This window comes from Aeromonas sp. SCS5, assembly GCF_001887375.1.
Taxonomy (GTDB): Bacteria; Pseudomonadota; Gammaproteobacteria; order Enterobacterales; family Aeromonadaceae; genus Aeromonas; species Aeromonas jandaei.
In genome coordinates this window covers 307503-328027 of the sequence record NZ_LFCS01000005.1, presented here as the reverse complement: position 1 = coordinate 328027, position 20525 = coordinate 307503, and the positions used below count along the sequence as shown (strand labels likewise).

The following is a 20525-nucleotide window of genomic DNA, read 5'->3' as shown; positions in this document are numbered from 1 at the left end:
ACGCAGCCCTGACCTGGACTGAAACGTAGGCATCATTAGCCACAACGGCGGTTTGTGTGCGTATGCATGTGGAGGAATGCCATCTCCAGTGCATGGATTGTATCTTTCGCAGAGAAAAAGTCGAGCCGCGGTTTGGTCTTGTCGGCCAGCCATGGTGGCAAGCGGGTCGGCCAGCCAAGCTCCCGTCCGATGCGATGATTTTTGCATCCATGTAACGAGTTGCTGGCTCGCTGTATCACCAGTGAAATAATCCCATAAGTGGTTGCAGAGTGAGTCACCGAATAGTGGGGTGGCAACGGCCTCCGATCCTGCGGTATTGATGGTGCCGATGCGGCCAGGCTGTGTTCTTCGGCCAGGGGGCGGGGATATGCGGCGGTGTCTGCGAGCTGGAGGGGCGGTCGTGTCAGTAGGCCTGGGCATTCCATTTGTCGTTGAAGTCGTGGATAAACTTCTCCCCCTCTTCGTTGCGGGAGGTGACCAGATAGAAGGTGACGTTCTGGCGAAACAGCGAGAGGCGGTAGAGGGCGGCGCTGTCCTCTTCGGAGAGGTTCTTTTTCGAGGTGTCGTTGATGGGCACCAGATCGACTTTGCCCTTTTTCAGCAGCTCGACGCACTGGTTGAGGCGGTTGGTGGTTCTGACGATCAGCCCCTGATCGTTGATGACCCGTTCGATGGCGTCGGAGAACCACCCCTTGGGCACGCAGGCGGTTTTTTGCTGCCAGGGCGGGGATTCCAGCCCCTTCTTGTCGGGCGTGGTGTACCAGGACTGGATATCGAAGGCGATGGGGGTGCTGAACAGCAGGCTGTTGCTGCGCTCGTTGGTCCAGGTAAAGGGGAATGCCGCGATGGCGTTGCCCAGCTCGATGTTTTTAAGTCCGCGTGGCCAGGGCTGATAGGAGATCTGCAGGTCCGGGTGGCCAGCCGCTTTGAGAATGGTGAGCACCTTGCTTGCCAGTTCGCCGCCATTGGCCAGCTCCGCAGAGGAGTAGGGGGGCAGTTCGCCGGTGATGATCACCGCGCTCTGCGCCGCGCTGGCGGGGAGCAGCGAGAGCGCAAGGAGAGGGGCAAGCAGCGGATGGCGCAGGCGCAAAAAAGAGGGATGAGCGACAGAGAGGGTGAGTGGATAACGAATGTGCATGGCTGGTGACCCCGCCTCTATCGACTTTTTTCAGATTAACGGTTTCACCGGGGAAAAAACAGATTCGAAGCGCACTGTTTCTGCGCCTTCCGGGCGACATGAACGGACGCGTGGCGGTTGCTCTGCTCCGGTGAGCTTGTTAGCCTGTGCGGCTCTGACAGAGGAGTGAACAATGAGCAAGGTACTTGATGGGCTGCTGGCGTTGCTGGCGCTGGAAAAAATCGAGGAGGGCCTGTTTCGGGGCCAGAGCCAGGATCTCGGTCTGCGGGCCGTGTTTGGCGGACAGGTAATGGGGCAGGCCTTGTCAGCCGCCAAGCAGACGGTCGAGACCGGCCGTCAGGTTCACAGTTTTCACTCCTATTTCCTGCGTCCGGGGGATGTGACCCGTCCCATCGTCTATGACGTGGAGAATATCCGCGACGGCCAGACCGTCTCCACCCGCCGGGTCAAGGCGATTCAGGGCGGCAAGCCCATCTTCTATCTCAACGCCTCGTTTCAGGTGCCGGCCGACGGTTTCGAGCATCAGGCGCAGATGCCGACCGGCATCACCCCGCCGGAGGAGCTCAAGAGCGAGCTGGAGCTGGTGCGCCCCTACGAGAACCTGATCCCGGCCTCCCTGCGCGACAAGATCCTCTGCGAGCAGCCCATCGAGATGCGCCCGGTCACCCTGGTCGACCCTATTCGGCCGACGGTGCAGGATCCTGTGCGCCACGTCTGGTTCAAGGCCAACGGCCAGATGCCGGACGATCTGCGGGTGCACAAATACCTGCTGGCCTACGCCTCCGACTTCAACTTCCTGCTCACCTCGCTGCAGCCCCACGGGGTGTCCTACTGGGAGCCGGATATGCAGGTGGCCACCATCGATCACTCCATGTGGTTCCACCGGGATTTCCGCTTCGACGACTGGCTGCTCTACGTGGTAGACAGCCCGAGCGCCAGCAGCGGTCGTGGTCTGGTGCGCGGCCAGTTCTTCACCCGCGATGGTGTGCTGGTGGCGAGCACCATGCAGGAGGGGGTGATCCGCCGTCGCGGCAGTTAAGGCGCAAAGCGGATAGCAAAACGGGGTGGTTTGGGCCACCCCGTTTTCGTTGCTGCGATGTGCGCGGGCGCTGCGGGATCAGCCGCCGCGCTGGTATTTGAAGCGTTTCTTGCGCCGGTAGGGATAGACATCCTCGAACACCCCCACCTTGATGTTGCTCTGCAGCATCTTCCAGTAGTTGGCGTCGAACATCTCCTTGTGCAGCTGCAACATGATCTCCCGCACCTGCGGCTTTTGCAGCAGGAAGGTGGCGAACTCCTCGGGGAAGATGTCGTTGGGGGCCACCGAGTACCAGGGCTCGGCGCTCCACTCATCCTCGGGATAGCGGGGCGGCGGGATCTGGCGGAAGTTGCACTCCGTCATGTAGCAGATCTCGTCGTAGTCGTAGAACACTACCCGGCCGTGGCGGGTGACGCCGAAGTTCTTGAACAGCATGTCCCCCGGGAAGATGTTGGCCGCCGCCAGCTGCTTGATGGCGTTGCCGTACTCCTCCAGCGCGAGCCGGGTCTGCTGCTCGTCCGCCTTGTCCAGATAGAGGTTGAGCGGGATCATCTTGCGCTCGGTGTAGAGGTGCTTGATCACCAGCTTGTCGTCCGTGATGGTGAGGGCCGACGGCGCCACCGTCTTGAGCTCGGCAAGTAGCTCGGGCGAGATGCGATCGAGGGGAAACTCGAAGTTGGTGAACTCCTGGGTGTCGGCCATCCGGCCAACCCGATCGTGCTGTTTGACCAGCCGGTACTTCTCTTTGACCTGCTCGTGGCTCACCTCCTTGGGCGGGGTGAACTCGTCCTTGATCACCTTGAACACCACATCGTAGGAGGGGAGGGTGAACACGCTCATCACCATCCCCTTGATGCCGGGGGCGATGATGAACTGATCCCGACTCTGGGCCAGATGGTGGCGGTAGTGGCGATAGAGTTCGGTCTTGCCGTGCTTCTGGCAGCCGATGGCGTTGTAGATCTCGTAATCGGGTTTGTGGGGCATGATTTGGCGCAGGAAGGCGACAAACAGCGCCGGTTCGCGGGCATAGACCATAAAGTAGGCGCGGGCGAAGCCAAAGACGATGGAGGCGAGATCCGGCTCGAAGATGACGGTGTCCACATAGATGCTCTGGCCGGTGCTGAGCAGGGGCAGGATAAAGGGGAAAACCTGATCCTTCACCCGAATAAGCCCCACCAGATAGGCTCCCTTGTTGCGGTAGAACACCTCTTTCAATAGCTCGATGGCAAAGGGCTCATCATGAAGGATTTGCGGGCCGTTCTCGGCAAGATGGCGGTGAATGTCGACAATATCCCGCTGCTTGTCCTCGTAGGGGAGGGTGAAGCTGTAATCGCCGAGCAGCTGGCTCAGGGTCTGCGGCAGGTGGGCCAGATCGGTGCGATAGATACGCAGCAATGCGCCGAGATCGGGTTTGTCACCGCGGCTGACGAAGGGGTGGATATAGAGGTTCTCGTCGCGGATATTGCGATGGCGAAAGATCCGGCGATAGACGGAGTTGAAGAAGGACTCCGCCACCTCGAAGTTCTCGCACTTGGGCAGCAGATCGCTGAAAGCCCCCTTGACCCGCTTGAGCAATTCCTGGGTGGCGTGGTGCTCTCCCATCATCTGGCGGATGGAGCTGGCGGTGGCCCCCACATGGTGGTCATAGAGGCGAATGCGCTCGCGCCCCGCCAGCTGCACTCCCAGCCAGTCGCTGTTCTCGAAGCGGCTCTTGCTGCCGCGGGTGATCTCGAGAAACCGGCTGTAAAACGACTCGAACCGTTGCAAGATGGTCTCGGCGACGGCCTGTTCCAATGGCTGCTGCATCTCTCTCTTCCTTGTGATTCTTCGGGCCGAACGCGCCGGAAAACGGGCGCAAAAAAGGCGTGCGTCAGGCCACTATGGCAACATTGAAACATCTGTTCAAGTGGCAATTTTCGCGGATAAACGGTAGATTGCGCCCCTGTTTTGGCGATGGTTTAGCGACTGTTTGCCGTCTGTTTGAGAGGCCGTCCGGCCTGTGAGGAAACCCGATGAAGCTCTATTTTGTCCTGGTGGCACCTGCCCGCCCCGCCAACGTCGGCGCTGCCGCCCGCGCCATGAAAACCATGGGCTTTGATGCCATGCGACTGGTGGCAAGCCGGGTACACGAAGAGGATGAAGCGAGCTGGGTGGCCCACGGCGCGCAGGAGATCCTGGCCCAGGCCGAGGCGTTCGACACCCTGCCCGAGGCGCTGGCCGACATGGATCTGGTGATCGCCACTACCGCCCGCCAGCGTGGCCGCTACCAGCACTACCTCACCCCGGCTGAAATTCGCGACCAAATCCGCGCCAAGCCCTCCCTCAACAAGGTGGCCATCGTCTTTGGCTGCGAGGAGTCTGGCCTCTCCAACGAGCAGCTGGCCGAGGTCGACCTCATCAGCTATCTGCCGCTCAAGGTGAGCTACCCGTCCCTCAATCTGGGGCAGGCGATCATGCTCTACGCCTACGAGCTGAGCCCGCTGCTCGATGAGGCAAGTGTCGCAGCAGAAAATATTGATAACAGCGGACAGGTTCGCGTGCTCAAAAGCAAAACAGCAGAAATTCTGGGTGAACTCGGAGTTTCGCAGGATGAAAAACTGCATCAGTGGGTGATGGACCGGGTGCCCATGCTGCCGCAGCGGGATTTGAACATGCTCCACCTGCTCTGCAAGGACCTTGCCCGCAAACTTGGTAAAGAGGTTTAAGTTGACAGCCCTGCGCCCGGCGCGGTATTGCTAAAAGCCAGTTTCGTTCACGAGTGTTCGTCATGCAGCTATTCACCAACATCATCACCACCACCATTATTACCGGTACCACCACAGGTGGCACTGGGGCCGGTTGATGCGCTGACGAACAAGCACAGAAATCAGAAAAGGCCCGTACCCACCCAGTACGGGCCTTTTTGTTGGATGATTTTCAGACCGGTTTTTCGGTCATACAGCAGGGATTACAGGGAGAGAAAGCGATGAGAGTGTTGAAGTTTGGCGGGTCATCTCTGGCCGACGCAGAGCGTTTTTTACGGGTTGCCGACATTGCGGTGAATACCCATGGCCAGTCTCAGGTAGCCCTGGTGCTGTCTGCTCCTGCCAAGGTAACCAACCATCTGGTGGCGCTGGTGGAGCAGACCAGCCGTGGCATGGATGCCAGCAGTACCCTGTTTGAAGTGAACGGTATCTTCTCCCGCCTGCTGGCCGGGTTGAAGGCGGCTTATCCGGCGCTGGATGACAAGGCGCTGCAGGCTCGCCTGACCAGCGAACTGGATCAGGTGGAGCGGCTGATGCAGGGCATCCGCCTGCTGGGGCTCTGCCCGGACAACGTGCAGGCGCGCATCCTGAGCCGTGGCGAGAACCTCTCCATCGCCTTTATGCACGAACTGCTGCGGGTGCGTGGCCTCGAACTGGGTCTCATCGTACCGGAAGAGCTGCTGGTGACCGATGGCGGCTATCTCGAAGCCCACGTTGATATCGAAGCCTCCCGGGTGCGCTTTGCCGCAAAGGGCTTGCGTCCTGTTGTGGCAGAAAAGCAGCAATGCCTCTACCTGATGCCGGGCTTTACCGGTGGCAGCGATAAGGGTGAAACTGTGCTGCTGGGCCGTAACGGCTCCGACTACAGCGCCGCGGTGCTGGCAGCCTGTGTCGATGCCGAGTGCTGCGAGATCTGGACTGACGTCGAGGGCTGCTACAGCTGCGACCCCCGTCTGGTGCCGGATGCCTACTTGCTGAAAACCCTCTCCTACAAGGAGGCGATGGAGCTCTCCTACTTCGGCGCCAAGGTGCTGCACCCGAAAACCATCGCGCCGGTGGCCCAGTTCCACATTCCCTGCCTCATCAAGAACAGCTTCAACCCGCAGGGGCCGGGCACCCTGATCGGCCCCGAGAGCGGCGATGATGACCTGAAAGTGAAGGCCATCTCCGACTTGGCCGGCATGTGCATGTTCAACGTCTCCGGCCCCGGCATGAAGGGGATGGTCGGCATGGCCGGTCGCATCTTCTCCGCCGTCTCCCGCGCCGGGGTCAGCATTGTGCTGATCACCCAGTCATCTTCCGAATACAGCGTCAGCTTCTGTATCCATAGCTACGACAGTGAGAAGACTCGCAAGGTGCTGGAGCGCGAGTTCGAGCTCGAATTCAAAAACCAGCTGCTCGACCCGCTCGAAATCATGAACGATCTGGCCATCATCTCCCTCATCGGTGACGGCATGCGCACCAGCAAAGGGATGGCTGCCCGCTTCTTCACTTCGCTGGCGCAGGCCTCCATCAATATCGTCGCCATCGCGCAGGGCTCCAGCGAGCGCTCCATCTCGGCGGTGGTGCGCTCTGGCAAGGTGGCGGAAGCGATCAAGGCGTGCCACCAGAACTTCTTCGGTAGCCAGCACTTTATCGATCTCTTTGTGGTCGGTGTCGGCGGCGTCGGCGCCGCGCTGGTGGATCAGATTGCCCGCCAGCAGCCGGTACTGGCCGAGCAGGGCACTGGCCTGCGGGTGGTGGGCATCGCCAACAGCCGCCAGATGGCGGTCAACAAGGATGGTCTGAACCTTGCCAACTGGCGCGAACAGCTGGTGGAAGCCCGCGACAGCTTCTCGCTGGAGGGGGTGAAAAAGCTGGTGGAGGAGAGTCACATCATCAACCCGGTGATCGTTGACTGCACCTCCTCCGAGGCGGTGGCCGTCCAGTACGCCGACTTCCTCGCCGCAGGTTTCCATGTGGTCACTCCCAACAAGAAGGCCAACACCGGTTCGCTCGATTACTACAAGGCGCTGCGCCGCACCGCCCGCCAGACTCGCCGCAAGTTCCTGTACGAGACCAACGTGGGCGCCGGTCTGCCGGTTATCGAGAACCTGCAAAACCTCATCATGGCCGGTGACAAGCTGCGTGCCTTCGATGGCATCCTCTCCGGTTCCCTCTCCTTTATCTTCGGCAAGCTGGACGAGGGGATGGCCTTCTCCGAGGCGACCAAGATCGCCCGCGGCAACGGCTTTACCGAGCCGGATCCCCGCGACGATCTCAACGGCATGGATGTGGCGCGCAAGCTGCTGATCCTGGCTCGCGAGGCCGGCATGGCGCTGGAGCTCTCCGATGTCGAGGTGGAGCAGGCGCTGCCGCCGGGCTTTGACGCCAGCGGCGACGTGGAAGCCTTTATGGCCCGCCTGCCGGAGGCCGATGGCTGGTTCCGCGACCAGTTCGCCGCGGCCCAGCGTGAAGGCAAGGTGCTGCGCTATGTGGGCTCCATTGAAGGTGGCAAGTGCAAGGTCGCCATCAAGGCGGTCGGGGCCGACGAGCCGCTGTTCAAGGTCAAAGACGGGGAGAACGCGCTCGCCTTCTTCTCCACCTACTACCAGCCGATCCCGCTGGTGCTGCGCGGTTATGGCGCCGGTACCGAAGTGACCGCGGCGGGCGTTTTTGCCGACGTGCTGCGCACCCAGAACTGGAAGCAGGAGCTATAAGCATGAGTTCAGACATGTACCAGAGCAGTAGCGTGGTCGCCTATGCACCCGCCTCCAGCGCCAACCTGAGCGTGGGATTCGATGTACTGGGGGCGGCGCTCGCCCCCGTGGATGGCTCTCTGCTCGGCGATCGGGTGCAGGTAAAAGCGGCTGACGTGCCGTTCGCCCTCTCCGCCGTGGGCCGCTATGCCCACAAGCTGCCGGACGATCCGAAAAAGAATATCCTCTACGACTGCTGGGTGGCCTATGGCGAGGCGCTGGAGAAGCGCGGCCTTGGTCTCAAGCCGCTCGAGATGGTGCTGGAGAAGAACCTGCCGGTCGGCTCCGGTCTGGGTTCCAGCGCCTGCAGCGTGGTGGCGGCACTGGAAGGGCTCAACGCCTTTCACGGCGAGCCTCTCGACGAGCACGCCCTGCTGCTGCTGATGGGGGAGATGGAGGGGCGCATCTCCGGCTCCGTTCACTACGACAACGTCGCCCCCTGTTATCTCGGTGGCATGCAGCTGGTGGTGGAGGAGGCGGGTGTTATCAGCCAGGGCATTCCGGTGTTTGACGAGTGGTACTGGGTGGTCTGCTACCCGGGCACTGTGGTCTCCACCGCCGCGGCTCGCGCCATTCTGCCGGCCCAATATCGCCGTCAGGATTGCCTCACCTATGGCCGCCGCCTGGCTGCCTTTGTCCACGCCAGCTACACCGGGCAGGAGCCGCTGGCTGCGAGCGTGTTGAAAGACGTGATTGCCGAGCCCTACCGCGCGGCGCTGATCGAAGGCTTTGCCGAGGTGCGGGCGCAGGCGGCCCAGAACGGGGCGCTGGCCACCGGCATCTCCGGCTCCGGCCCCACCGTGTTTGTGGTGATGAAGGAGCTGGCGCAGGCCGAACGGATGAAGGATTGGATGGAAGCACATTTCGTGCAGAACGAAGATGGATTTGCCCGGGTCTGCAAACTGGACATGGCCGGGGCACGGGTAACAGGAAGCGAGCTATGAATCTCTATAACATCAAGGACAACAGCGAACAGGTGAGCTTCGCGCAGGCGGTGCGTCAGGGCTTGGGTCGCGAACAGGGGCTCTTCTTCCCCGAACAACTCGAACCGCTCGCCGATGTGGATGCCCTGCTGGATCTGCCGCTGGCGGAACGCTCCGCCCGCATCCTGAGCCACCTGCTGGGGGACGAAGTGCCCGCTGCCAAGGTGAGCGAGCTTATCAACGCCGCCTTCACCTTCCCGGCGCCGCTGGTCAAATTGAAAGATGGCACCTATGCCCTTGAGCTGTTCCACGGCCCGACCCTGGCGTTCAAGGATTTCGGCGGCCGCTTTATGGCCCAGTGCCTCGCCGCCTTTAGAACCAACGACAAGATCACTATCCTCACCGCCACCTCCGGCGACACCGGCGCCGCCGTGGCCCACGCCTTCTACGGGCTGGAGGGGATCGAGGTGGTGATCCTCTATCCCAAGGGCAAGATCAGCCCCTTGCAGGAGAAGCTCTTCTGCACCCTCGGCGGCAATATCCGCACCATCGCCATCGACGGCGACTTCGATGCCTGTCAGGCGCTGGTAAAACAGGCCTTTGACGACGAAGCGCTGAAAAAGGCCATTGGCCTCAACTCCGCCAACTCCATCAACATCAGCCGTCTGCTGGCGCAGGTTTGCTACTACTTCGAGGCGGTGGCCCAGCTGCCGCAAGCCTCCCGCGCCAAGGCGGTGATCAGCGTGCCGTCCGGCAACTTTGGCAACCTCACCGCAGGTCTTATCGCCAAGGCGCTGGGGCTGCCGGTGAAGCGCTTTATCGCCGCCACCAACGCCAACGATACCGTGCCGCGCTACCTGAAAACCGGTCAGTGGGAGCCGCACCAGACAGTGGCCACCCTGTCGAACGCCATGGATGTGAGCCGCCCCAACAACTGGCCGCGAGTGGAAGAGCTCTGCCGTCGCAAGGGCTGGGCGCTGGAGACCTTAGGCTCTGGTATGCGTGATGACGCCCAGACTCGCGATGCCCTGAAACGGCTGCACCAGCTGGATTACCTGTGTGAACCCCACGGCGCCATTGCCTGGGATCTACTGGGGGAACAGCTGGCCGAGGATGAAGTGGGGGTGTTCCTCTGCACCGCCCATCCCGCCAAGTTCAAGGAGTCAGTGGATGAGATCCTGCATCTCGATGTGCCGCTGCCCGGCCCGCTGGCCAAACACGCCGAGCTGCCGCTGCTCTCCGTTAATTTGCCAGCGGAGTTTGCCCGGTTAAGGGCGTTTTTGGTGGGTTAAGCCGCCGAGCTGAGATAACCGATAGAAATAAAAATCCCCCGGTAACGGGGGATTTTTTGTTTCTGCAGAAGGAAAGGTGGCTCAAGTCCGAGCTGTTGCTCGATAAGCCAGATAACCAGCGAGATTATCCCCCCGTATTAGTTCTATGTTCAGGTACTAGACGGCTACATGGGCATTTCATTACGCTGCCCCCTTAATCGCTAATTCCGCGATTAATTTACGTATTGCTTTTTTATGTGTTTCATCTTGAGTTTTACGTAACTCCTCAGATAGATGAAAAATACGGTCATCATCTTGTACGCTTGCGCCAAATTCTGCAAACTCATAAAATCTATTTAGCTTACAAACTTCAATGGTTTTTTCGCCTTTACTTTTTTTGGCTAAATAATAACGACCAGGTTTGATGACAATAATATTGCTGTGGTAGTCGTCAATTAGTGGGTGAACAATAAAAAAGCTAGCGCTGTCTTGGGGGTATTTTTTTACGGCCTTGCTATTTGTTACTTTTTTGTCGGATTTTGCTCTATTGCAGTCTACGCACGAAACACACAAGTTAAGTGGCTCAAACATAAATGTAGGAGCAAGTGAACGTGGAATTATATGTTCAATATCCCAATATCGACCATGGTTAGAGTTTATTTTTTGTTGACAATATGGGCAAGTATTTTTTTGTTCGGCAAGATAATGAGATTTTATTTTTGATTTTAGATCTTCAATATCTTTGTCTGACCAGAATTCGGGGCCAAAGTCATCTCTTTCGATAATGCTTTTTATTTTTTGTTTCTCTGCATCATTAAAGATGACACTACTTATTTGCATTTTTGGTCACCTCATCCCATGCTAATTCTAGAATGCTAATAAGTTCTTTAACTGAATCATTATCGTTCATTGAAAGTTTTAATTTTGTTAAATGATCTAGTGTTGTTCTTTCTTGTTTATTTAATTCCCCTTTGGAACTTAACTTTGAAAGAAGTGACACAACAACTCTATTTAAATATTCATTGTTATTTCCTGTCACCCCAAATATCTCAACTAATTGATAATCTGACGACATGTTCTGATAATCACGAGCTTTTTTGGCGAACCCTATATCCATGTTTAAAATAAAACAGTTCTTCATGGATAGTTGAGAAATTATTAAGGGGGAATGTGTTGCAATAATGAAATGGCACTTTTTATATTCGCTAAAAAATTCTATCAAAGTTTTCATGAATTCTTTTTGCCATTTTGGATGTAGACTTATTTCTGGTTCATCGATACAAACAATGGAATTGTCTGATATGGACCCAGCTATATTTAATAATGTTAGGATCATGCATTTCTGACCTGAACTAAGGTCTGAAATTGCTATTGGTTCAAATTCATTCTCGTTGAAAAAAACAATGTCTGACGCATTGATTATGCCAATGTCCAATAAGTATAGTAGCGATGAACGAGGGATATTATTGGTTGGTGACAACATACATGAAAGATAAGGGCTACATTCAACATAAGCCTTGTAAGCATTGTATAAATGTTCTTTAGAACCGTGTAGTTTTTCGGATATTAGTTTGTAGTGATGAGATATTAGTCGAGTAAAATACTCAAAATTAAACTCAGTACTAGTATATGTTCTTTTCTTTCCGTTATATAATCTTACTATCGGTTCGTAAGGAGGGAGCTTTGTTTTGAAAAGAACCTCCACGTTGGGAGCTAATTTTAATAAAGAAAATAATTTCTTGTTGTTTAATATGTTGTCATTCTTTAACATTGAACGAGCTAAAAGATTAATGTAGTTTGATTGATTGAGTGAATTTTTAGAAACTTTAAGACCTATATAAGTGTATCTGTCTTCATCATTATATCTATATACCTCTCTCCCTTTATATTCCACGGGAAATTTATCGAATGGAGTTGTAGTTACTGCTATGACTTTAATACCATCCACTACAGTATCTACATTTATTTTATCATTGCTAATAAAAGATCTGGATTCACTTATTGGAGAATAAAAACTTGTTTTAAATCCATCAATATCTACATCTAACTGCCTACTGTAATTAGATGGTATTCTAAGATCTCTGTTATCTATGTTTTTTACATTGTTAGTTATTCTTTTTAATATCCGACTTTTCCCAGTGCCATTGCTCCCGACAATGACTGTGAAGGCATTTGCTTCACTGCAATATTCATTGTCTACGAGTTTGTATCTTTTTTTGTCTAATAAAACTGAGTTTATTATCATCTTTCCCTACTTAATTTTGTCATATCTATTGTTTGGTGAATACTTAGGTTGCTAACTTTTAATTAATGGAAGTTAAACCCTGTAAATTCTATGTTTATATTAATAAAGCACATTTAATCCATCTAATGGAATTTTTGAGCCTCTCATTCTTGATTGCCGTATAGTTTGGTGTAAGCAATGCTACCGCCCGTGGATTACAGCATTCCAAAATGCTCTATTAATCAGCGATGGCGGCAACCTATCGCAGCAATAGGCACCGGATGGCTATGTTAAGCCAAACGAATCTGAACTCACCAGTCAAAAATTGACGTAACTATCAGGAATATCTGCGTTTTATGCGTTGGCTCAAAAAACAGCAGAGGCTGGGCACTGGATTTCCATAGCTCTTGATTTTATTGGGGTTGGCGGGTGTTGCGGGAAGGAACACGGCGGGCTTGCCGCTGAAGACTTGCTGGCAGGGGCAATCCCGCTCTGCCAATCGGCGCTATAGTGCGGGCGATGGTTGCCCTGTGCTCCCTCTCCCAAGCTGGCGAGGCGGGGGATCTGCGGCAACAATCAGCTGTTGCAATCACTGCCATTTGCAACACACCGTCATGCAAATATGACCATGCAAACACATCACCAGATAGAGAGGAGATCACCCATGAAGCGTACCATCCTGTTCGGCCTGCTCTGCGGCAGCGTGCTGCTGGCCAATCCGGTCTTTGCCAACGACGCAGCCCAGTTGCAGTGCGAGGCGCAGGCCGCAGCCAAAAAGCTTAATGGCGCCGCCAAGACCAGCTTTGTCGGCAAGTGCGTGAAAGATGCCGCTGGCGCCGCAACCGGCGAGTGCGAGAAGGCGGCCGCCGACAAGAAGCTGGCCGGTGCGGCCAAGAACAGCTTTATCCAGAAGTGCGTGAAGACGGGGGCGGCGGTGGATCCGGCGGCCAAGTGCGAGAAGGCGGCGGCCGACAAGAAGCTGGCTGGCGCGGCCAAGAACAGCTCTGTCCAGAAGTGCGTGAAGGATAGCGCCGTCAAGTAAGGCATTTTCTCATCCGGTGTGTTTGCGGGGGGCCATCAGGCCCCCCGCGCTTTTTGGGGCGCAGGGGCGTTATCGCAGAGCGGGTGACGGGGCGCTTGCAGCAAGGGCAGGGCTGATTAAGAGCCAACAAGCAGCGGCGCAGGGGGGCAAGCGGGGCTGCGATGGAGAAGTTGCCGGAACTGGGATCTCGATCGGGGCAACAGGACTTTTGTCCTGCAAGGGGCGAGGGGGCGGGGGCTAGGATGCCCTCATCCACACGAGTCAAACTGGAGCACAACAATAATGACCGCTCATATCAATGCCAACCCGGGCGATTTCGCCGAGACCGTCATCATGCCGGGGGACCCGCTGCGGGCCCGCTATATCGCCGAGACCTTTCTGACCGATGCGCGCGAGGTGACCAATGTGCGCAATATGCTGGGCTACACCGGCTATTACAACGGTCAGCGCATTTCGGTGATGGGCCACGGCATGGGGATCCCCTCCATGGTGCTCTACGCCCACGAGCTGGTGAACGACTTCGGGGTCAAGCGGATCATCCGCATCGGCAGTCTGGGGGCGACCCAGCGCCACGTGCAGATGCGTGACGTCATTCTGGCGCAGGCGGCGGGCACCGACTCCCCGACCAATGCCAAGCGCAGCGCCGGCTACCAGATGGCCACCTCGGCCGACTTCGCCCTGCTGCACAAGGCCTTTACCAAGGCGCAGGAGAGGGCGATTCCGGTCAAGGTGGGCAATATCTTCACCGGCGATCTCTATTACGATCCGGACGAAAACCTGATTCCGGCGCTGGAGAAGTTCGGCGTGCTCGGCATCGACATGGAGGTGGCCGGTCTTTACGGGCTGGCCCATCAGCAGGGGATCGAGGCGCTTGCCATCCTGACCGTCTCCGACCACTGCCTGACCGGTGAAGAGACCACTGCCGAAGAGCGGCAGCTCTCCTTCAACCAGATGATCGAGCTGGCGCTGCACACCGCGCTGTAAGCGCAGCGGCCCGCCCAACCCTGCACGCACCCTGACCCCAAGAGAGATCCAATATGAACAATAAGCTCTCCCTCACTGCCATCAGCTTCCTGGCCAACTTCGTGATGGCCGGTTTTGCGACCCAGTTCGGCATGCTGATCGACCCCATCGCCGCCAAGTTCGGCGCCGACGTCAATCAGGTGGCCTCCATCTTCTCCCTGCTCAACGGCGGGGCGCTGGCGGGCACCATTGCCGCCTTCTTCCTCATCGAGAAGGTGGGGCTCAAGCGGATGACACTGATCTGCTACGGCCTGATCGCGCTGGCGGCGGCTTCGCTCCATCTGACCGGCTCGCTCTATGTGGTGATGGCGACCATGACGGTGATCGGCCTGTGTGGCGGGGTGGGGCTCTGCATTGCGGGGACCCTGGTGGTGAGCGTCTGGCAGGCGCGGATGCAGAGCACCATGCTGGTGGTGCAGGATGCCACCTTCAACGTGGCCGGGGTGGTCTTCCCGCTTATCACTACCTACACCCTGACTCACGCCATGGCGTGGAGCTGGAGCTATCTGGCGGTGGGTGTGGTGGCGCTGGCGACCATGCTGGTGGCGGTACTGACCAACTTCTGTAGCTGCGAGGCGGGCGGCGAGAGCGCCGGCAACGAGCACTCGGAGTGGAACCTCGGCATCATCAGCGGTGGGCTGGGGCTTTTTCTGGGCATGCTGGCGCTCTACACCTTCCTCACCTGGGCACCCATGTTCGTGAAGAACAAGTTCGGCATCCCCTTCGAGGAGGCGGGCAATATCATCACCCAGTACTGGACGGCGGCCCTGCTCGGCGCGCTGGTCTCCACCGCCATCGTGACCCGCGTTGCGATCCGCACCTTCCTGTTGGTGATCATCACCCTGGCGATGGGGATGACGGCGCTTATCGTCACCACTGACAACCTGAGCCAGCTGCCTTACCTCACCTACGGTTACGGCTTTGTTTGCGCCGCCCTCTACAACGCCTTTATCGCCTACGGGGTGTCGTTTGTACGGCAGGCATCGAGCAAGAACGTCTCCTACATCCTTATCAGCGGCAGCGCGGGAGCCATGTTCAGCCCGGCCATCAGCGCCCTGTTCGAGCAGGTGATCGGCTTGCAGGCGGTGATGTACGCCATCCCGCTTATCTACGGTGTGATCCTCGCCATGCTGGTCGCTTCACTGCGCATGGCCCGGCCCCAGCCTTGTCTCGCCTGAGCGGGAGAGTAAACAGCATGAGGGGCGGTATTGACCGCCCCTCTTTTTTGTTGCTGTTTCGCTTGTTGCTGTTCAGGCGGCGACTGATACCCGCGACTTATGGCTGCTCCAGAAAGGCCCTGAGCCCTGCCAGATCGCGGATCTGCAACCCCTCCTCACCACGCTCCACCAGTCCCTTATCCATCAGCTCTTTCACTGCCCGCCGGTAGACCCGGTCGGTCGTGCCGAAGCGTTCCGCCTCCTGATACCCCTTGCGAAAGCCGCTCACCGGGTTGTCGTGACAGTGGCTGTGATAGAGGTCGAGGGCGATGTTGTAGCTGATGGGGTAGAGCATCCGGCAGGTGAAGATATCTACCGTGTCCTGATAGTCGATGGCAATGGCGGTGGCAAAGAAGAGCGCCACCTTGGGGTGGGCGACCAGCGCCTGTTCCAGCTGCTCGCCGTCGATGCGGGCCACTTCCAGCGGCTCCTCGGCGATGATGTCGAGCTGGCAGCGGTAGCCGGTGAAGAACTCCATCTCGCCAAACAGCTGATTGTCGCACTCCAGGGTGCCGAGCTGGAAGCGGCGGCCATTCATGGCGGTGTGGCCCATGGCGATGCGGCCATTCGGCACCAGCACCAGATCCCGCAATAGCTCCCCCTGACGCATCAGGGGCTCCCCCTCGGGGATCAGGCGCCGCTCCGTGATGCAGGAGATGACCACCTGTTCGATGAGATCATGGCTGGCCTGCCAGTGGGGCTGAAAGCGCCCCTTGAGAAGGGGTTTGAGTTGCATGACGGACTCTTTGACTGACGTATACAGGCGGCTATTACACATGTTCGCCCCCCGATAAGCCAGCCTCGCGGCGGTGGCGGCCCGCTTGGCGCCAATCCTCTATGTGGGCTTTGCGCAGCAACCGGCTGATAGGGTGGCTGGCAATTGGCCATCACGGAAGCGGAGTGATAAATTAACGCCCTGATTTGCAAGGTTTATCAAGGTAACACCATGTTCAAACGCTCGGCTGCGCTGGTGGCGCTGCTGCTAATCGGGGGCGTTCACGCGGCTCCGGCAGTCTTCTCTCCCGCCGCCAAGGTGGTGTGCGACAAGAAAGGCGGCTATTGCGCCGACCCGCAGGGGATCTCCATCGGCCTGACCCGCGCCCATCTCGGCGAGCAGGCGGCCAGCCGTTTGCAGAAGAACCTGCAGGGGGCCGATCTTGGCAGCTACACCCTGAGCAACGGGGTGCATTGCGAGAGCAGTGAGAAGCAGTGCTACAAGGATCGCTACTTCCCGCGCACCAAAGAGAGCCACTTCACCGCCATCCTCTTCAAGCAGGGCAAGTAAGCGGCTGGTGGCCGCTGGAGGCAAAGTTGGCGAGACAACAGGAGTTAAACGAGATGATGGAAGGGACGCAATGGCGCTGGCTCAATGAGCCCGCCGAATGGCACCAGACCAGCGATGGCTTGCAGGTAGTCACGGACAAGCAGACCGATTTTTGGCGCAGCACCTGGTATGGCTTCGAGCGCCACAGCGGCCATGTCTATGGCTGTGAGGTGGCGGGTGAGTTTACCTTTCAGGTCTGCGTCGAGGGGGAGTTCACCACCCTCTACGATCAGGCGGGGCTGATGCTGCTGCAAGACGACGCGCACTGGCTCAAGGCTGGTATCGAGTACAACGACGATCAGCCGATGATCGGCAGCGTGTTGACCAGTCCGCGCTCTGACTGGGCCACCGGCATTTTCAGCGGCAATCCGCGCCGCTTCTGGCTGCGGCTGACCCGGCTGGCGGACTGTCTGCGCCTGCAATACTCCACCGATGGCAAGGTGTGGCCGCTGCTGCGCCTCGCTCCGTTTCCGCCAAGTGAACGTTGTTTTATCGGGGTGATGTGCTGCACGCCGGAGCGGCAGGGGCTGGCGGTGCGCTTCTCTGATTTGCGCCTCACTGCGCCCCTTGGCAAGGCGCTGCACGACCTCGGTTAGGGTTTTATCGCCAGTAGTTGTTAAACAAAAAGCGCCAACAGGCGCTTTTTGTTTAGTTACGTTGAACGCTATCGGCTCAACGCGCGGCGTGTTTACCCATGGCAGGGTTAGCCAATCAGGCTGGCCCACAGGTCATATTCGTCGGATTCGTCGATCCGCACCTTGACCATGTCGCCCGGCTTGAGGCCGGTTTCGCCGTTGAGGTAGACCAGACCATCGATCTCCGGTGCATCGGCAAAAGAGCGGCCAGTGGCGCCCTCTTCATCCACCTCGTCGATGATAACGGTCATCTCCTGACCCACTTTGCGAGCCAGCTTGCGGATGGAGACCTGCTGTTGCAGCTCCATAAAGCGCTGGAAGCGCTCTTCCTGCACGGCTTCCGGTACCGGATCCGGCAGCTCGTTGGCCAGCGCCCCTTCGACCGGGCTGTATTTGAAGCAGCCGACCCGATCCAGCTCCGCCTTGTCGATGAAGTCGAGCAGCATCTGGAAATCTTCCTCGGTCTCGCCCGGGAAGCCGACGATAAAGGTGGAGCGCAGGGTGATCTGCGGGCAGATCTCGCGCCACTTCTGGATCCGCTCCAGCGTACGCTCGACAGAGCCCGGGCGCTTCATCAGTTTCAGGATGCGCGGGCTGGCGTGCTGCAGCGGGATGTCGAGGTAGGGCAGGATCTTGCCATCGCGCATCAGCGGGATGACGTCATCCACATGCGGGTAGGGGTAGACGTAGTGCAGACGTACCCAGATATCGAGCTTGGCCAGCTCTTCGCACAGGGCGACCATGCTGGTCTTGACCGGCATGCCGTCGTAGAAACCGGTGCGGTGCTTCACATCGACGCCGTAGGCGGAGGTGTCCTGGGAGATCACCAGCAGCTCCTTCACGCCGGCCTCTTTCAGGCGCTTGGCTTCGGCCAGCACGTCGCCGATGGGGCGGCTCACCAGATCCCCGCGCATGGAGGGGATGATGCAGAAGGTGCAGCGGTGGTTGCACCCTTCGGAAATCTTCAGATAGGCGTAGTGGCGCGGGGTCAGCTTGACGCCGTGGGCCGGTACCAGACTGGTGAAGGGGTTGTGCTGCGGCTTCTCCACATATTTGTGGACGTGACCCAGTACCTCTTCATAGGCGTGGGGGCCGGTGATCTCGAGCACCTTGGGGTGGATCTCGCGGATCTGATTCTCTTTGGCGCCAAGGCAGCCGGTGACGATCACCTTGCCGTTCTCGGCCAGCGCTTCGCCGATCGCTTCGAGCGACTCCTGCACGGCACTGTCGATAAAGCCACAGGTGTTGACGACAACCAGCTCGGCATCGTCATAGCTAGGCACCACGTCGTACCCTTCGGTACGCAGCTGGGTCAGGATGCGCTCGGAATCGACCAGGTTTTTCGGGCAACCCAGGGAGACGAATCCTACTTTGGGGGCCTGTTTTGTGTTGGACATCGCTCAATCACTCTTAGGTGGCTTCTCTTTAAGGGCGCGGATTTTACCTAAATGGCTAACCAAAAACTATACAGCGGAGCCGGGAGAACCGAACAATATCTCCGAGTGGGCAGGATTGGGCGGTGCGAATTGCCACCAATGGCCTGCCATCAATGGGGCTATTGACCCCGCGGGGCGGGGTTGTTATCGGGATCCCGCTTTGTTGATTTTCCTGTCAACAGAGGTGAGGGGGACAGAGGGAGTCACTATAATCCCACCACGGAGATCCGGTGGAGAAGGTGATGGAGAGTTCATTTGGTGAAAGGATGCAGAGCGTACACGCCACCCTCAGGGAGCGTTTTGACAAGCTGAGCCGGGTGGCCATCGCGATCTACGACCCGCATACCGATCAGCTCAAGACCTTTGCCCACAGCACCGAAGGCCACTCTCCGCTGGTGCAGTACGAGGTGAAGCTGAGCGATGTCCCCTCCCTGCGCTATCTGGCAGAGAATCACCATTCCCGTGTGCTCGGCAATCTCGATGCCCTGCGTGACTCGGCGTCGGAGCACAGCCGCAAGCTGCTGGAGGCGGGTTATGCCTCCAGCTATACCGAGCCGCTGCTGTTTAACAGCAAGCTGTTTGGCTTTCTGTTTTGCGATGCCATGGAGCCGGACTATTTCAACGAACCGATCCGAAGCGAGCTGTCAGCCTATGCCCAGATGCTCTCGGCCATCATCGCCGTGGAGTTTTTCTCCATTCAGACCCTTGGCGGGGCGCTGACCACGGCGCGGGAGTTCAGCCGCTATCGGGATGAGGAGACCGCCAATCATCTGCACCGGATGTCGGCCTACTCCCGGCTGATCGCCAGAACCCTGGCCCCTGTCACTGGCCTTAGCGATGAGGAGGTGGAGTTTCTCTATCTCTTCTCCGGGCTGCACGACATCGGCAAGATTGCGGTGCCGGACGGCATCCTGCTCAAGCCGGGCAAGCTGACCCCGGAAGAGTTCGAGATCATGAAGTGCCACCCCGGCAAGGGGCAGGAGATGATCAACCTGATGATCAGCGAGTTTGGCCTCGACGGCATTCACCACACCGACATGCTGACCAACATCATCGCCAGCCATCACGAGCGCTTTGACGGCACCGGCTATCCGCTGGGGCTGGCGGGGGAGGAGATCCCGCTGGCGGCGCGCATCGTGGCGGTGGCCGATGTGTTTGATGCCCTGACCAGCGAGCGCCCCTACAAGCAGCCCTGGCCGTTCGAGACGGCCTTTGCCTATCTGGAGGAGCATGCCGGCAGCCAGTTTGATCCCGCCTGTGTCGCCGCGGCCCTGCGCAACAAGGCCGAGTTTTATGCCATCTATCAGCAGTATCAGGATCCGGCCACTACACCGGAGACGGACGAGGCGAAATCGGCTGAGTGAGATGGGGGCGGCAAAGCCAGCGCAAGGGGGGATAAGGGACAAGCAAGAGGGGCAACGATGCAGAGCAAGAGAAGGGGACGCCAGCGAGCGTCCCCTTTGCATTTGTCAGATTGGATGGTCGCAGTTCTTCGGCTCGTCATCCGCAGTCCGTTATGGTTTGCGCGGCAATTCGTTTGATTGGTCGAGGTGGTCAGCGCTGGCACCCGAGCAGCCGCAGGGGCGGATCTGCTTGTCCGGTCGCTGCTGGGCCAGCCGATACTGGCGCCACCAGATGATGGTGGTCATGGCGAGGATCAGCACAAACGAGGCGAGCAGACTCAACAACCAGATGGACATGATCTCTTCTCCTTGCGGTGATGGCGGCCGCCAGCGTGGTGATCGGGCGGCTGTGATGCTGGCAGCAAGTA

General features: G+C 57.9%; 18 protein-coding genes and 1 riboswitch. Of the genes, 11 read left to right on the top strand and 7 right to left on the bottom strand.

The features are described from left to right. Nucleotides 1-19: 19 nt before the first annotated feature. A riboswitch (Fluoride riboswitch) is annotated at nucleotides 20-96 on the bottom strand. Between the two features lie 307 nt (nucleotides 97-403). Further along, nucleotides 404-1138 (bottom strand): transporter substrate-binding domain-containing protein, encoded by a 735-nt coding sequence (locus tag BS300_RS07690; RefSeq protein ID WP_071911911.1) that lies wholly within the window; start codon nucleotides 1136-1138, stop codon nucleotides 404-406. Between the two features lie 172 nt (nucleotides 1139-1310). Between BS300_RS07690 and tesB the strand changes: the two genes are divergently transcribed. Further along, the gene (tesB, locus tag BS300_RS07685) at nucleotides 1311-2177 is read left to right on the top strand and encodes an acyl-CoA thioesterase II (RefSeq protein WP_042032451.1); all 867 of its coding nucleotides are present in this window, start codon (nucleotides 1311-1313) and stop codon (nucleotides 2175-2177) included. Nucleotides 2178-2255: 78 nt separating this feature from the next. Here tesB and aceK read toward each other — a convergent pair whose 3' ends face one another. Then, nucleotides 2256-3983, bottom strand: coding sequence for a bifunctional isocitrate dehydrogenase kinase/phosphatase (aceK, locus tag BS300_RS07680; RefSeq protein WP_041208305.1), 1728 nt, complete (start codon nucleotides 3981-3983; stop codon nucleotides 2256-2258). Nucleotides 3984-4189: 206 nt separating this feature from the next. On the opposite strand from aceK, the gene BS300_RS07675 reads away from it, so the two are divergent. From BS300_RS07675 to thrC, 4 genes are all read left to right on the top strand, one after another. Continuing rightward, on the top strand, nucleotides 4190-4882 hold the full coding sequence (locus tag BS300_RS07675) for a tRNA/rRNA methyltransferase (protein ID WP_041208306.1): 693 nt from the start codon (nucleotides 4190-4192) through the stop codon (nucleotides 4880-4882). 260 nt (nucleotides 4883-5142) lie between these two features. Beyond that, a complete protein-coding gene (gene thrA / locus BS300_RS07670; RefSeq protein WP_071911909.1) occupies nucleotides 5143-7620 on the top strand; it encodes a bifunctional aspartate kinase/homoserine dehydrogenase I in 2478 nt (825 codons plus the stop codon). 2 nt (nucleotides 7621-7622) lie between these two features. Beyond that, nucleotides 7623-8603, top strand: coding sequence for a homoserine kinase (gene thrB / locus BS300_RS07665; RefSeq protein ID WP_043851269.1), 981 nt, complete (start codon nucleotides 7623-7625; stop codon nucleotides 8601-8603). After that, nucleotides 8600-9874, top strand: coding sequence for a threonine synthase (gene thrC, locus BS300_RS07660; RefSeq protein WP_071911907.1), 1275 nt, complete (start codon nucleotides 8600-8602; stop codon nucleotides 9872-9874). Before thrB ends, thrC begins: the two co-directional genes overlap by 4 nt. 180 nt (nucleotides 9875-10054) lie before the next feature. Here the strand turns inward: thrC and BS300_RS07655 are convergent, their stop codons facing one another. Beyond that, entirely contained in the window at nucleotides 10055-10693 is a 639-nt protein-coding gene (locus BS300_RS07655; protein WP_071911905.1) for an HNH endonuclease, read from the bottom strand. Next, nucleotides 10680-12098: an AAA family ATPase gene (locus BS300_RS07650; RefSeq protein ID WP_071911903.1), complete on the bottom strand. Its 1419-nt coding sequence runs from the start codon at nucleotides 12096-12098 to the stop codon at nucleotides 10680-10682. The genes BS300_RS07655 and BS300_RS07650 overlap by 14 nt, the downstream gene beginning before the upstream one ends. A 643-nt stretch (nucleotides 12099-12741) precedes the next feature. Between BS300_RS07650 and BS300_RS07645 the strand changes: the two genes are divergently transcribed. The 3 genes from BS300_RS07645 to tsgA all read left to right on the top strand — a co-directional run bounded on the left by BS300_RS07645 (nucleotide 12742) and on the right by tsgA (nucleotide 15320). Beyond that, on the top strand, nucleotides 12742-13119 hold the full coding sequence (locus tag BS300_RS07645; protein WP_071911901.1) for a hypothetical protein: 378 nt from the start codon (nucleotides 12742-12744) through the stop codon (nucleotides 13117-13119). Between the two features lie 282 nt (nucleotides 13120-13401). Further along, a complete protein-coding gene (gene deoD, locus BS300_RS07640; RefSeq protein ID WP_071911899.1) occupies nucleotides 13402-14103 on the top strand; it encodes a purine-nucleoside phosphorylase in 702 nt (233 codons plus the stop codon). Nucleotides 14104-14156: 53 nt separating this feature from the next. After that, nucleotides 14157-15320, top strand: a complete 1164-nt coding sequence (gene tsgA / locus BS300_RS07635) for an MFS transporter TsgA (protein ID WP_071911897.1) — start codon at nucleotides 14157-14159, stop codon at nucleotides 15318-15320. 97 nt (nucleotides 15321-15417) lie between these two features. Here tsgA and BS300_RS07630 read toward each other — a convergent pair whose 3' ends face one another. Then, a complete protein-coding gene (locus BS300_RS07630; protein WP_033115839.1) occupies nucleotides 15418-16095 on the bottom strand; it encodes a Crp/Fnr family transcriptional regulator in 678 nt (225 codons plus the stop codon). Between the two features lie 210 nt (nucleotides 16096-16305). Between BS300_RS07630 and BS300_RS07625 the strand changes: the two genes are divergently transcribed. Then, on the top strand, nucleotides 16306-16644 hold the full coding sequence (locus tag BS300_RS07625; RefSeq protein ID WP_071911895.1) for a YcgJ family protein: 339 nt from the start codon (nucleotides 16306-16308) through the stop codon (nucleotides 16642-16644). 53 nt (nucleotides 16645-16697) lie between these two features. Further along, nucleotides 16698-17279 (top strand): DUF1349 domain-containing protein, encoded by a 582-nt coding sequence (locus tag BS300_RS07620; RefSeq protein ID WP_071911893.1) that lies wholly within the window; start codon nucleotides 16698-16700, stop codon nucleotides 17277-17279. A 107-nt stretch (nucleotides 17280-17386) separates the two neighbouring features. On the opposite strand, the gene rimO is transcribed toward BS300_RS07620, so the two are convergent. Next, nucleotides 17387-18715, bottom strand: a complete 1329-nt coding sequence (gene rimO, locus BS300_RS07615) for a 30S ribosomal protein S12 methylthiotransferase RimO (protein ID WP_071911892.1) — start codon at nucleotides 18713-18715, stop codon at nucleotides 17387-17389. Between the two features lie 281 nt (nucleotides 18716-18996). On the opposite strand from rimO, the gene BS300_RS07610 reads away from it, so the two are divergent. Continuing rightward, nucleotides 18997-20118 (top strand): HD domain-containing phosphohydrolase, encoded by a 1122-nt coding sequence (locus BS300_RS07610; RefSeq protein WP_071911981.1) that lies wholly within the window; start codon nucleotides 18997-18999, stop codon nucleotides 20116-20118. Nucleotides 20119-20268: 150 nt separating this feature from the next. Here the strand turns inward: BS300_RS07610 and BS300_RS07605 are convergent, their stop codons facing one another. After that, the gene (locus BS300_RS07605; RefSeq protein ID WP_071911890.1) at nucleotides 20269-20454 is read right to left on the bottom strand and encodes a hypothetical protein; all 186 of its coding nucleotides are present in this window, start codon (nucleotides 20452-20454) and stop codon (nucleotides 20269-20271) included. Nucleotides 20455-20525 lie beyond the last annotated feature (71 nt).

Bases quoted from the DNA above. Each gene is read 5' to 3' on its own strand.
- BS300_RS07690 (WP_071911911.1), bottom strand. From the start codon at position 1,138: ATGCACATTCGTTATCCACTCACCCTCTCTGTCGCTCATCCCTCTTTT.
- tesB (WP_042032451.1), top strand. From the start codon at position 1,311: ATGAGCAAGGTACTTGATGGGCTGCTGGCGTTGCTGGCGCTGGAAAAA.
- aceK (WP_041208305.1), bottom strand. From the start codon at position 3,983: ATGCAGCAGCCATTGGAACAGGCCGTCGCCGAGACCATCTTGCAACGG.
- BS300_RS07675 (WP_041208306.1), top strand. From the start codon at position 4,190: ATGAAGCTCTATTTTGTCCTGGTGGCACCTGCCCGCCCCGCCAACGTC.
- thrA (WP_071911909.1), top strand. From the start codon at position 5,143: ATGAGAGTGTTGAAGTTTGGCGGGTCATCTCTGGCCGACGCAGAGCGT.
- thrB (WP_043851269.1), top strand. From the start codon at position 7,623: ATGAGTTCAGACATGTACCAGAGCAGTAGCGTGGTCGCCTATGCACCC.
- thrC (WP_071911907.1), top strand. From the start codon at position 8,600: ATGAATCTCTATAACATCAAGGACAACAGCGAACAGGTGAGCTTCGCG.
- BS300_RS07655 (WP_071911905.1), bottom strand. From the start codon at position 10,693: ATGCAAATAAGTAGTGTCATCTTTAATGATGCAGAGAAACAAAAAATA.
- BS300_RS07650 (WP_071911903.1), bottom strand. From the start codon at position 12,098: ATGATAATAAACTCAGTTTTATTAGACAAAAAAAGATACAAACTCGTA.
- BS300_RS07645 (WP_071911901.1), top strand. From the start codon at position 12,742: ATGAAGCGTACCATCCTGTTCGGCCTGCTCTGCGGCAGCGTGCTGCTG.
- deoD (WP_071911899.1), top strand. From the start codon at position 13,402: ATGACCGCTCATATCAATGCCAACCCGGGCGATTTCGCCGAGACCGTC.
- tsgA (WP_071911897.1), top strand. From the start codon at position 14,157: ATGAACAATAAGCTCTCCCTCACTGCCATCAGCTTCCTGGCCAACTTC.
- BS300_RS07630 (WP_033115839.1), bottom strand. From the start codon at position 16,095: ATGCAACTCAAACCCCTTCTCAAGGGGCGCTTTCAGCCCCACTGGCAG.
- BS300_RS07625 (WP_071911895.1), top strand. From the start codon at position 16,306: ATGTTCAAACGCTCGGCTGCGCTGGTGGCGCTGCTGCTAATCGGGGGC.
- BS300_RS07620 (WP_071911893.1), top strand. From the start codon at position 16,698: ATGATGGAAGGGACGCAATGGCGCTGGCTCAATGAGCCCGCCGAATGG.
- rimO (WP_071911892.1), bottom strand. From the start codon at position 18,715: ATGTCCAACACAAAACAGGCCCCCAAAGTAGGATTCGTCTCCCTGGGT.
- BS300_RS07610 (WP_071911981.1), top strand. From the start codon at position 18,997: ATGGAGAGTTCATTTGGTGAAAGGATGCAGAGCGTACACGCCACCCTC.
- BS300_RS07605 (WP_071911890.1), bottom strand. From the start codon at position 20,454: ATGTCCATCTGGTTGTTGAGTCTGCTCGCCTCGTTTGTGCTGATCCTC.